This window comes from Yersinia pekkanenii, from assembly GCF_001152565.1.
Lineage (GTDB): Bacteria > Pseudomonadota > Gammaproteobacteria > Enterobacterales > Enterobacteriaceae > Yersinia > Yersinia pekkanenii.
Window position 1 is genome coordinate 150940 of record NZ_CQAZ01000003.1, and the last position, 12495, is coordinate 163434.

A 12495-nucleotide genomic window follows, 5' to 3' on the forward strand; every position below is an offset into this window, starting at 1 on the left:
CACAAATTATGACCGCTACTGCACCTAATACAGCACAACAGCTTAAATATATTGAAGACAGTATTAAGACCATCCCCGATTATCCAAAAGCGGGAATACTGTTCCGTGATGTGACCAGCTTGCTGGAAAATCCATTGGCCTATGCTTCCAGCATCGAACTGCTGGTTGAACGCTATCTGGATAAAGGCGTGACCAAAGTCGTGGGGACCGAAGCCCGCGGTTTTTTGTTCGGTGCGCCAGTGGCTTTGGCGCTGGGTATCGGTTTTGTTCCGGTGCGCAAACCGGGCAAATTACCACGTGAAACTATCAGTGAAAGCTATGAGCTAGAATACGGCACTGACAAACTTGAGATCCATACCGACAGCATTATACCGGGCGACAAAGTCCTGGTTATTGATGATTTGCTGGCTACCGGCGGGACGATTGAAGCGACTGTTAAGCTGATTCGCCGATTGGGTGGTGTGGTGACCGACGCTGCGTTTGTGATTGATTTACCCGAACTGGGTGGCGAAGCGCGCTTGACTCAGCAAGGGATTACTTGCTACAGCCTGGTGTCCTTCAGCGGGCATTGATTGTATTGAAGATATCAGCCTCGCCGTCAGTGGCGAGGCTGTGTTAGCATGACTTTCTAGATTATCCCACTCCACTGGCTTCAACAGGCAGTACTGACGACAGTGTTAGCCGCCTAACTTAATGGCAATACTTGCTTTTCTTCTCAACGTTCTGAGTGTGTTAACGTTAACCACATTAAATGGAATATTAATATTGAGGGAGCAATGAATATTCACGCTAATGTCACCACTGAAACCGGCCTTCTGCCTATCCAAGCCTTGTATCATGATTCATTTCGGCAGGGAATGAAATGAGCCTCAGTCTGCCGGGTATCTATTGATACAACCTATCAAGAGATAATCTTCCACCCGAAGAATATGAACGTATAGTCAGTGCATATGCGGGCTGGTCACGGATTTGCCGTGAGTATGAATTTGATGAGGGTCACCCGACCAGTGGCTATATTATTAACATGCGCGAAAGCCGGGCCAACCATACTCAGGCTTCCTCTCGTGGGTCGCGTGAAAAAGAGAAACTGGAAAAATGGTATTTTCCGGTGACGTAGTGATATTGAGTGATCTCTACGGCCCGGTAAAGCTCTTTCATATCAATGAAGAAGGCGCGTTGATTTGCAGCGATCCGCTTGCTTTTCGTTTTGATGGTGCGAAAAGAATTACTACTGAATACAGTAAGTCGGTGAGCCGAAGGGATTATCGACGCTCGGGAGGCAAACCACGACCAATACCGTTTCAGACAGACATGCTTACCTTAATGACAAATTTGGTCGAAGTGGTGATATCAATCACGATATCAACATTCGAGGTAATGCAGAAAAGTAACCGACTTTATGAAAAAATAAGGTATTGCCGAGAATAAAATTCCTGAATATATGGAAGGAATAAATCTTAATAAGAGAGTTTCAGTAGAAACAATAAACCGAGGTAAGCTTGCTTACCAGAATCAGACTCCGGGTAATTGGCAAGGTAATTGGTATTCATTAAACGAAAATACTCCACCAACCAAACTGGGCATTAACCCAGAAGGGAACTTGCGCGGCACCGATATAAAGGTTCCTAAAGTGACGACAACCTATCAATCACAGCAGCCGGTGTAGATGTTGCGCAGTACCGCCAGTCCAGCGCTGGACACCTGGTCAGTCCCTAAAACGCCTTTCCAGGCTGAAGGCGGAGGCATACAATGGTTCAGTACCAATAAAGACGTATGGAGTCCGAAAAAATGACCAAGGATACCGCGTTAGATTACGTGGACAGGGCATTGCGTCTGGCTCAGAAACGCCATCATCACATTAAGTATAACGTTATTGGTGGTGAGACGCTTGAACCCATGTATAACTCCATCGTTCAGCAATTAATTTATCTGCACAACGTGATTACCGGTGAGAAAAAAGACAAAACAAAGCTTTGGAAACTGACATTCGGCATGTATGCAACAAAAGAATTCGAAGCAACAGATCCTATTTTTGAGGATCGGCTAGGCGATGCTTTTTATATTGCTTCACAAATCAGAAAGGGGCTAAAAGTAAAGTTACCTAACCAAGTAGATCCCAATTTCCAAGAAAAGCAAAAAAGACTTAAAGCAGCTTATCCTGACGATTTTGACGTCTAATGATTAAAAGCCTCAGAAGAGGCTTTTTTATCTGGTTTGAACCATTCGCATTTATCATGACACTCGCTCACCGTCCGCTGCTGTTAAAACAAGTTTAAAATGTCACCTTCTTGCCCAAAATCAATCATTCACTACCTCACTACCTCACTACCTCACTACAATGTGCAAATATAGATGCCCCAATCATCTACCTTAGCCAGACGTTAACTCTTTCACTTTCAGACCATAATTAACAATCAGTTTTAGCTCGTAGCTTTAGTGAACCTGGACAATAAGATCTGAGTGGTATTGATCTGCCATTTCCATCTGTTGGCAGGGTTGATGCATTTACATTGTGTATAGACGCTAGCGCGGTTCGATCTCAGCTAAAACCTTGTCGATAGATTTGGATGCATTTTTCTATGTTGCAGAAACTAAAAATGATTTATTACTGCATCGCAGGGTACAAAGAATCGACAAGTCTACTTCCACAAAGTAAATTTGTGTGAATGACGATGTTCGTACTGGTACACTAAGGTTCAGCCTGTAGTTATTCGGGTTAATGTGTTCGAAAACAGACCATTTAATCTATGTAGGCTAAATGGTGGTTTTTTTATTGGTGATTAAATTATTCTTTATAAATCAATGATGAAGTATTAATGAGCTATCAGGTCCTTGCCCGTAAGTGGCGCCCCCAAAGGTTTGCAGACGTCGTTGGTCAGGAGCATGTCCTGACGGCGCTGGCTAATGGCCTTTCGCTAGGGCGAATTCATCATGCCTATTTATTCTCCGGCACCCGTGGTGTGGGCAAGACCTCTATCGCCCGGTTATTAGCCAAGGGACTTAACTGCGAAACCGGCATTACAGCCACACCTTGCGGTACTTGCGCGAACTGTCAGGAAATCGAACAAGGCCGTTTTGTTGATCTGATCGAGATAGATGCCGCCTCACGGACTAAAGTAGAAGATACCCGAGAACTGCTGGATAATGTGCAATATGCCCCAGCCCGTGGCCGCTTCAAAGTCTATTTGATTGATGAAGTGCATATGTTATCGCGGCACAGTTTCAATGCGTTGCTGAAAACTCTTGAAGAGCCACCAGCACACGTGAAATTCCTGCTGGCGACCACGGATCCACAGAAATTGCCAGTGACTATCCTTTCGCGCTGTTTGCAATTCCACCTCAAAGTGATCGATGTTGAGGTAATCCGGGCGCAGCTCGAAAAGATATTGTTAGCAGAGCACATCAGCAGTGATGCCCGTGCATTGCAATTACTGGCGCGGGCTGCCGATGGCAGTATGCGTGATGCTCTTAGCCTGACAGATCAGGCCGTCGCAATGGGTGATGGGCAGGTGACTACCGCCACTGTTAGCCAGATGCTGGGAACCTTGGATGATGAGCAACCACTGGCTATTATCGAAGCGTTAGTCAGTGCGGATGGTGCACGGGTTATGGCTCAGATAGAACAAGCAGCATCTCGTGGCGTCGATTGGGAAAACTTATTGGTTGAAACCTTAAGTTTGCTACACCGTATTGCGATGGTGCAACTGTTGCCATCAATGTTGGATAATCACTACGCAACCATTGAGCCACGCCTACGCGAACTGGCTCGCACGTTGCCGCCTGCCGATATTCAGCTGTATTATCAAACACTATTGGTGGGCCGCAAAGAACTGGCCTATGCCCCTGATCGCCGCATGGGGGTTGAAATGACCTTATTGCGGGCGCTGGCTTTCCATCCTAAAGCAATCATTACTGAATCTCAGATTGTGCCTGTCAGTGCTCCGGCGGTCATCGCGGCTAGCAATGCCGCGGGGCCTCAGCACGATCAAAATACCCAACAGTCGAATTTTGCTCAAGCAGGGCCACCGCAAGATACCCCGTCGTTAGGGGCTGTAGCTGAAGTGAGCACTCAGCTACCTGATTCTACCGCCCAGCTTCTTCACGCTCGCACCCAGTTGTTGCGGCAATCCGGGACAACCACACCAAAAAAGAATGAACCGGCGGCGCCTGGAAAAGCGCGGCCGGCAAACTCAGCACTGGAGCGTTTGGCTTCGGTGACTGAGCGCAGCCAGCAGCGTCTGGCCGCTAAATCAACGGAAGAAAAGAAACCAGCTAAGAAGGAAGCCTATCGCTGGACCGCGCAGAATCAGCCTGACATAGTGGTTGAACCGGTAGCCACACCTAAAGCGTTGCGATCTGCGCTGGAACACGAAAAAACACCTGAGCTTTCGGCTAAATTGGCTGAAGAAGCTATGGCACGGGATCCTTGGGCAGCAGAGATAGATAAACTACAAATTCCCAAATTGGTGCAGCAGCTTGCGCTGAATGCATTTAAAGAAGAAATAGAACCGGGTAATATTCGCCTTCACCTGCGTTCTGCCCAGCGCCACTTAAATTCGCCATCGGCGCAAAAGGCACTGGGTGATGCTTTGAGTGAATTACAGGGTAGCACTGTGACACTTAGCGTTATCGAAGATGACAACCCAGCGGAGCGTACCCCACTGGAATGGCGGCAGGCCATTTATGAAGAAAAACTGACGCAAGCGCGTCAGTCGATTATCGCGGATAATAATATTCAGACACTGCGGCGTTTCTTCGACGCCGAACTGGATGAAGAGAGTATCCGACCGGTTTAACTGCTGCGATAAGTGCATGGTGCACTGACGCGGCTCTTGCGATGAGAGATGATTATGTTTGGTAAAGGCGGTATTGGCAATTTAATGAAACAAGCCCAGCAGATGCAGGAAAAAATGCAGCAGATGCAGGAAGAAGTCGCCAAATTAGAAGTTACCGGTGAATCTGGCGCGGGCTTGGTAAAAATAACTATCAATGGGGCGCACAACTGCCGCCGGGTTGAAATCGACCCAAGCCTGTTGGTTGAAGACGATAAAGAGATGCTGGAAGATTTGATTGCCGCTGCATTGAACGACGCGGCTCGCCGCATCGATGAAACGCAAAAAGAGAAAATGGCTTCAGTCTCCAGTGGTATGCAATTACCACCAGGCTTTAAGATGCCGTTCTGATGCAAACCAGTCCACTCCTTGAATCACTAATGGAGGCGTTGCGCTGCCTGCCGGGCGTAGGCCCGAAATCAGCGCAACGTATGGCGTTCCAACTGCTACAGCGTGATCGTAGTGGTGGAATGCGGCTGGCGCAGTCGTTGACGCGGGCGATGTCCGAAATTGGTCACTGTGCTGACTGTCGTACATTTACCGAGCAAGACCATTGCACTATTTGCGCCAACCCGCGTCGTCAGCAAAATGGTCAAATCTGCGTGGTCGAAAGCCCAGCAGATATTCATGCTATCGAGCAAACGGGCCAGTTTGGCGGGCGTTATTTTGTGCTAATGGGGCACTTATCCCCCATGGATGGTATTGGCCCTGGTGATATTGGTTTGGATCTGCTTGAAAAACGGCTTGAAACTGAAACTATCACTGAAGTCATCCTGGCAACTAACCCAACAGTTGAGGGGGATGCTACCGCCAATTATATTGGTCAGATGTGCGGCCAGTATGGTGTGTTAGCCAGCCGTATCGCACATGGTGTGCCGGTGGGGGGGGAGTTGGAAATGGTTGATGGTACCACCTTATCCCACTCGTTAGCCGGGCGTAACCCCATTAAGCTCTAACCTGATTCAGTGCTAATCCCATTTCATCCCATGGGCGATTGTTTTGTTATTGATTATCATGTGAATAATTTTATTCCTGATGCTCAGCCAATCGTCCCTGATCCTCTATTTTTTCAGTGTTGAGACTTGAAACCTCCTGTTATTGGCCCCATCTGATACTCATTGTTCGATTTTATCTACCTGTCGGTAATTTGGATTGAGGTAATTAATGAGTATGAAAGGTCAAGAAACCCGTGGATTCCAGTCTGAAGTAAAACAACTTCTCCATTTGATGATTCACTCGCTTTATTCTAATAAAGAAATTTTCTTGCGTGAGCTGATCTCTAACGCCTCTGATGCGGCAGATAAACTCCGTTTTCGCGCACTGTCTAACCCTGAGTTGTTCGAAGGGGACGGTGAACTACGCGTACGTTTATCGTTTGATAAAGAAAAACGTACTTTAACCCTAAGTGATAACGGCATCGGTATGAGCCGTGATGAAGTCATCGATAATCTCGGTACTATTGCGAAGTCAGGAACTAAAGCTTTCCTTGAGTCTATTGGTTCAGATCACGCTAAAGATAGCCAATTAATCGGCCAGTTTGGTGTCGGCTTCTATTCTGCTTTCATCGTGGCAGATAAAGTGACGGTTCGTACGCGCGCGGCTGGTGCACCAGTCGATGCCGGTGTGTTCTGGGAATCAGAGGGCGAGGGCGATTACACCATCGCAGATATCACCAAAGAAGAGCGTGGCACAGAAATAACCTTGCACCTGCGTGAAGGTGAAGACGAATATCTGGATGACTGGCGTCTGCGTTCTGTTATCAGTAAATATTCAGACCATATTGCGCTGCCGGTTGAGATCCAGAGCAAAAACGAAGAAGACGGTACAGTGACTTGGGAGAAAATCAACAAGGCTCAGGCGCTGTGGACGCGTGGTAAAGCAGAAATAACCGACGACGAATACAAAGCATTTTACAAACATATCGCTCATGACTTCACTGACCCACTCAGTTGGAGCCACAACCGTGTAGAAGGTAAGCAGGAGTACACTAGCTTGCTCTATATCCCGGCACAGGCTCCGTGGGATATGTGGAATCGTGACCATAAACATGGTTTGAAACTTTATGTTCAGCGTGTATTCATCATGGATGATGCTGAACAGTTTATGCCTAATTACTTACGATTTATCCGTGGCTTAATCGATTCTAATGATCTGCCACTCAACGTATCGCGTGAGATCCTGCAAGATAGCCGTATTACTCAGAATCTACGTAGTGCGTTGACCAAACGTGTGTTGCAAATGTTGGAAAAACTGGCCAAAGACGATGCTGAGAAATATCAGCAGTTTTGGCAACAGTTCGGCATGGCGCTTAAAGAAGGCCCGGCTGAAGATGGTAGCAATAAAGAAACCATTGCTAAATTGCTCCGCTTTGCTTCAACCCATACTGATAGCTCTGCGCAAACAGTGTCATTGGAAGACTATGTCAGCCGTATGGCAGAAGGGCAGGAGAAGATTTACTACATTACTGCTGACAGCTATGCCGCAGCGAAGAACAGCCCGCATTTGGAACTGTTCCGCAAAAAAGGTATTGAAGTCTTGCTGTTATCCGATCGCATCGATGAATGGATGATGAGCTATCTGACTGAGTTTGATGGCAAAATCTTCCAGTCAGTCAGCAAAGCAGATGATTCATTGAACAAGTTGGCTGATGAAGAGCGCCCTGAACAGCAAGAAGCTGATAAAGCACTAGAACCATTCGTTGAGCGGGTGAAAACTCTGCTGGGTGAGCGGGTGAAAGATGTTCGTCTGACTCACCGTTTGACCGATACTCCGGCGATTGTCACGACAGACGCTGACGAGATGAGTACGCAGATGGCAAAACTGTTTGCTGCTGCGGGCCAACAGGCCCCAGAAGTGAAGTATATCTTTGAATTGAATCCGGAACATGACTTGGTCAAACGCGCTGCCGATGTTGCTGATGATGCCCAGTTTGCTGAGTGGATCGAGTTATTACTGGATCAATCGCTGTTAGCTGAGCGAGGAACATTAGATGACCCTAATCAGTTCATTCGCAGAATGAATCAGTTATTAACGGCTTAATTGCGTAATGGAACGCCCTTGACAGATATCTTGTCTGGGGCGTTTTTATATTTAATTTCAATGTGTTATATTTTCATCTCACCTTGACGTGTCGGACTCTATCCCGCTAATCCGCCTCTCATACCTTGAGCCAACCCCCCTGAAAATGGTATGGTTGCTTGTTTTCCGCAATTTCGATTTATTTAAATAAAAACACATAGAAAAACTACATAGCAAGGGGATTTACGCAATGCGTATCATTCTGCTGGGCGCTCCGGGCGCTGGTAAGGGTACTCAGGCTCAATTCATCATGGAGAAATACGGTATTCCGCAAATCTCTACTGGTGATATGTTGCGCGCCGCTGTAAAAGCAGGTTCTGAGTTAGGTCTGAAAGCGAAAGAAATTATGGATGCCGGCAAGCTGGTTACTGACGAGTTGGTCATCGCATTGGTCAAAGAGCGTATTACCCAGGACGATTGTCGTGACGGTTTCCTGTTAGACGGGTTCCCGCGTACCATTCCTCAGGCTGATGCCATGAAAGAAGCCGGTATCAAGGTTGATTATGTGCTGGAGTTTGATGTTCCAGACGAGCTGATTGTTGAGCGTATTGTCGGCCGTCGGGTACATACCGCTTCAGGTCGTGTTTACCATGTTAAATTCAACCCACCTAAAGTTGAAGGTAAAGATGATGTGACCGGTGATGAGCTGACTATTCGTAAAGACGATCAAGAAGCCACCGTACGAAAACGTCTGATCGAATATCATCAACAAACCGCGCCATTGGTTTCTTACTACCATAAAGAAGCCGATGCAGGTAACACACAATATTTTAAACTGGACGGGACCCGTAAAGTAGCAGAAGTCAGTGCAGAACTGGCGACTATTCTCGGTTAATTCTGGATGGTAAGATAGCTAAGGCGGCCTGGTGTCGCCTTTCTTATTTTACCTGGCTCATCCTAAGCCGTGTTGGAAGCTTATTCATCAGTTTGAATAATAAGCGTAACATCTACAAAAAGGACTCTGCATCATGCAAAGCAAGCTCGGCGTATTAATGGTTAATCTGGGAACACCGGATGCTCCGACACCGCAAGCAGTTAAACGCTACCTGGCTGAGTTCCTGAGTGACCGCCGAGTGGTTGATACTTCTCCATTGCTTTGGTGGCCTTTGTTACGCGGTGTTATTTTGCCGATTCGATCCCCTCGAGTGGCTAAATTATATCAATCTGTGTGGATGGAAGAGGGGTCTCCACTGTTGGTCTATAGCCGGCGACAGCAGAAAGCACTGGCGGCACGTATGCCAGACATCCCGGTTGAGTTAGGCATGAGCTATGGCTCGCCAAATTTACCCGATGCCATTGATACGTTATTAGCACAAGGCGTCACTAAGCTGGTGGTGTTGCCGCTTTATCCGCAATATTCTTGCTCGACAAGTGCTGCGGTGTGGGATGCAGTTGCCCGTATTTTGAAAGGATACCGTCGCTTACCATCCGTTTCATTTATCCGCGATTATGCGGAGCATCCTGCTTATATCTCAGCCTTGAAACAAAGTGTCGAGCGCTCATTTGAGCAGCATGGGCAACCTGACCGGTTAGTTCTTTCTTTCCATGGTATTCCCAAGCGTTACGCTAAACTGGGGGATGACTATCCACAGCGTTGTGAGGATACCAGCCACGCTTTACGGGCAGAAATAGCCTTATCAGCAGAAAAAATCATGATGACATATCAATCCCGATTTGGCCGTGAACCTTGGTTAACCCCCTATACCGACGAGACATTAAAAAGTCTTCCTTCACAAGGCGTTAAGCATATTCAGCTAATCTGCCCTGGCTTTTCTGCTGATTGTCTGGAAACACTGGAAGAGATCAAAGAGCAAAATCGAGAGATTTTCTTACACGCGGGCGGCGAGAAGTTTGAATATATTCCTGCATTGAACGACGATGAAGGGCATATAGACCTTTTAGAACAATTGATAAAACAAGAGATTGGTTCGTTGCCTCATTATTCATGATTTTTCTATAACTACTTGTTATAAATTTATTTTTAAGTTCGATGCGACAATGAGTTCTAAGAACAGTGCATTGGTAGCTGTAAGCCAAGGGCGGTAGCGTGTCCTGATTTTTGGTGGTGTTTTGGTAGATGCCTACACGAAATTGACTTTTCTTTATGAGTTAGAAAAACTGATCATTATGATGAATGCTCATAAGAAATAAAATTTAATCCAATAGCTGGAAATGACAATGTCAGTATTACGAAGAAATATATTTTCTTTATTCATATTGCAAGGTAGTAATAACATTATAGCTCTTTTAACATTACCCTATTTAACCAGGGTTTTGGGTGTTGAGGGCTTTGGTGTTTATAGTCTTACACTTTCAATAGCGCAATATTTTGTTATTTTTATTGATTTCGGGTTTAATTTATCAGCATCTAAAAGAATTGCTGAACATCAAAGTGAACCTGAGTATATATCGAGAGTTTTTTTTGAAACTCTATATGCTAAATCAATACTATGTTTTGTTTCTATATTAGGTATTGTTTTATTGGTATCACTAAGTTCATACTCAATAATTAAAAGTGAATTAATTTATACAGTTCTTATGTTAATAGGGACTATGTTGATGCCTATTTGGTTTTTCCAAGGATTAGAAAAACTATCTATTATTACAAAATTGATGGTGATCTCTAGATTAGCATTGCTGCCGTTGTTTTTTATATTTGTTCGTAGTGATGAAGATGTTAAGTTTGCTATAATAATACAGTCCTCGTTGAGTTTTCTTGCTGGAGTAATAGCACTAGTATACATATATAGGCAGAAGTTAGTAAGAGCGATAAATTTTTCTAGTTTGAAAATAACAGGCACATTAAAAGATTCATTTCCTATTTTTTGTGCAATATTTTCTAATAGTCTCTATGGCATGAGTACTACAGTAATTATTAGTATATTCAGTAATATTTATGAAGTAAGTATATTTACTGCTGCTGATAGGGTCAAAGGTGTTATTCTAGGCGTGTTTTTAATATTAGGGAATGCTTTTTATCCAAGAATAAATGCTTTACTTGTTAATAATAAACCTCAAGCCTATGCATTAATTAGACGGATTTTTTATTGGCAAGGAATATTATGTGTGTTCATGATTGTATTTATCATTACTTTTTCAAAGTTGATCACTAAAGTGATGTTCGGAGATGAGTATTCAGAAGTATCTACTCTATTGATATTGTTCTCTCCTGTTTATTTCCTTATTCTACAATCGTTTGTTTTGGGTAGTTATATATTACTTACACATGGTCACAAAAAGGAATATACACTTATACCAATAATATTAGCCATTGTACATATCCCTCTTTGTGCTTATCTTGCCTCAAAATATGGAGCCAGGGGAGGAGTGATGTCAATTATCGCTGTTGAAACTTTATCATTGATTTTATTGGTTTTAATTCTTAAAAGAAAAAAATTATTATTTGAAGTTCTCTATGGAAATAAAAAATAAGACTAACGTAAAAGCTATTAAAAAGAATGGTAATACCTCCAATTAGTAGAATCTGATGTACAATACGGGCTTTTGAAGCTTTCGCATGGCTAGTGTTAATGTCCATTCGCTGATGATTCATTTGGAATATATACTGGTGTATATATTCACCCTATATATCGTTTGTATGATTAAGTTAGTTCATAGAGAGTGGGTGAATAATTTAAACTTTCCTATTAACTTAAACGAATTATTTATTAATAATTACAGGAATGTTTATGAAGATCAGTGTATTAGTTCAAGGTGGTTTAGGAAATCAATTATTTCAAATTGCTTGGGCTAATTATTTAGTAAGAAAATATCAATATAATGTTGAAATCAATTTGCAACTTTTATATTCACAAAGTCAACATGCGTCAATTAACTTTTCTCAGTTGATTGGGAAAGTTCCATTATTATCTGTCTCTAAAGAGAAGTTAATAATGCTTGATGACAGATTGTCTTCAAAAATAATAAGAAAATCATTGCGAATATTAGGTGTGCATTCTATACCGAATATATTGCTGCATGATTATGATGCATTAACAGATTTCGAGCATTGCAACAAGATGGCTAATTATCGCTATCAGTTTGGATATTTTCAATTTATTGAAGCTGCCATATTTTCAAGAGATATTTTTCTTTCTAACATGAGATCTATTCATGGCGAATTTATAAAAAAATGTGAGTCTGAATTTTTTGAGCGTCACTATGTCGGCATACACATTCGACGTGGGGATTTTATAAAATCAACTGACCCACTGCACTTAGCTACAGGCATTGACTATATTAAAAAATCAATTAAAAAATTCAACAACCGCAATTTTATTGTTTTCTCAGATGATATTGGTTGGTGTCGAGACAAGTTAGGTGAGTCTGATGGTATAGTTTATTTTTCTGGTAATTCTGCAATAGAGGATTTTATTGGTCTAATGTGTTGCAAAGACTTTATTTTGAGTGGGAGTACCTTTAGTTGGTGGGCTGCTATTTTGAGTCTGAATGAAAATACCAGAGTAGTTATTCCAAACTCAAAAGCTCAATTTATGTCAATAGAGGCTAATACTCGCATTGGGTGGGACTTCGAGGTTGTTTGATTAGATTTATTTCAAATAAGATACTCTAGTGATTTTTGAGA

10 protein-coding genes, 3 pseudogenes and 1 other annotated feature are annotated in these 12495 nt (G+C 43.6%); all 13 genes and pseudogenes read left to right on the plus strand.

Annotated elements, in window-relative coordinates:
- Nucleotides 1-8: 8 nt before the first annotated feature.
- Entirely contained in the window at nt 9-572 is a 564-nt protein-coding gene (gene apt, locus AEP37_RS02510; protein WP_049609333.1) for an adenine phosphoribosyltransferase, read from the plus strand.
- A gap of 290 nt (nt 573-862) precedes the next feature.
- Nucleotides 863-1305: pseudogene (locus AEP37_RS27125) on the plus strand (hypothetical protein); the annotation flags it as partial.
- 38 nt (nt 1306-1343) lie between these two features.
- Nucleotides 1344-1391, plus strand: a pseudogene (locus tag AEP37_RS27545) (hypothetical protein); the annotation flags it as partial.
- Nucleotides 1392-1441: 50 nt separating this feature from the next.
- Nucleotides 1442-1792 (plus strand): annotated as a pseudogene (locus AEP37_RS27130) (polymorphic toxin type 46 domain-containing protein).
- Complete coding sequence (locus tag AEP37_RS02525; RefSeq protein ID WP_049609335.1) at nt 1789-2178, plus strand: immunity protein Tsi6 family protein; 390 nt, start codon at nt 1789-1791, stop codon at nt 2176-2178. The pseudogene AEP37_RS27130 and the gene AEP37_RS02525 overlap by 4 nt, the downstream one beginning before the upstream one ends.
- Before the next feature lie 638 nt (nt 2179-2816).
- Entirely contained in the window at nt 2817-4796 is a 1980-nt protein-coding gene (dnaX, locus tag AEP37_RS02530; RefSeq protein WP_049609338.1) for a DNA polymerase III subunit gamma/tau, read from the plus strand.
- Nucleotides 4127-4190, plus strand: a sequence feature (DnaX frameshifting element). It overlaps the preceding gene by 64 nt.
- A gap of 54 nt (nt 4797-4850) precedes the next feature.
- Nucleotides 4851-5183 carry a YbaB/EbfC family nucleoid-associated protein gene (locus AEP37_RS02535; protein WP_049609340.1) on the plus strand — a complete coding sequence of 111 codons (333 nt, stop codon included), beginning with the start codon at nt 4851-4853 and terminating at the stop codon, nt 5181-5183.
- Nucleotides 5183-5788 carry a recombination mediator RecR gene (recR, locus tag AEP37_RS02540; protein WP_049609342.1) on the plus strand — a complete coding sequence of 202 codons (606 nt, stop codon included), beginning with the start codon at nt 5183-5185 and terminating at the stop codon, nt 5786-5788. The genes AEP37_RS02535 and recR overlap by 1 nt, the downstream gene beginning before the upstream one ends.
- Before the next feature lie 214 nt (nt 5789-6002).
- Entirely contained in the window at nt 6003-7871 is a 1869-nt protein-coding gene (htpG, locus tag AEP37_RS02545) for a molecular chaperone HtpG (protein ID WP_049609475.1), read from the plus strand.
- 229 nt (nt 7872-8100) lie between these two features.
- On the plus strand, nt 8101-8745 hold the full coding sequence (gene adk / locus AEP37_RS02550; RefSeq protein ID WP_049609345.1) for an adenylate kinase: 645 nt from the start codon (nt 8101-8103) through the stop codon (nt 8743-8745).
- A 130-nt stretch (nt 8746-8875) separates the two neighbouring features.
- Entirely contained in the window at nt 8876-9859 is a 984-nt protein-coding gene (gene hemH, locus AEP37_RS02555; protein ID WP_049609348.1) for a ferrochelatase, read from the plus strand.
- 229 nt (nt 9860-10088) lie between these two features.
- Entirely contained in the window at nt 10089-11342 is a 1254-nt protein-coding gene (locus AEP37_RS02560; RefSeq protein WP_049609351.1) for an oligosaccharide flippase family protein, read from the plus strand.
- A gap of 257 nt (nt 11343-11599) precedes the next feature.
- Complete coding sequence (locus AEP37_RS02565; protein WP_049609354.1) at nt 11600-12454, plus strand: alpha-1,2-fucosyltransferase; 855 nt, start codon at nt 11600-11602, stop codon at nt 12452-12454.
- The last annotated feature ends 41 nt before the right edge of the window (nt 12455-12495 follow it).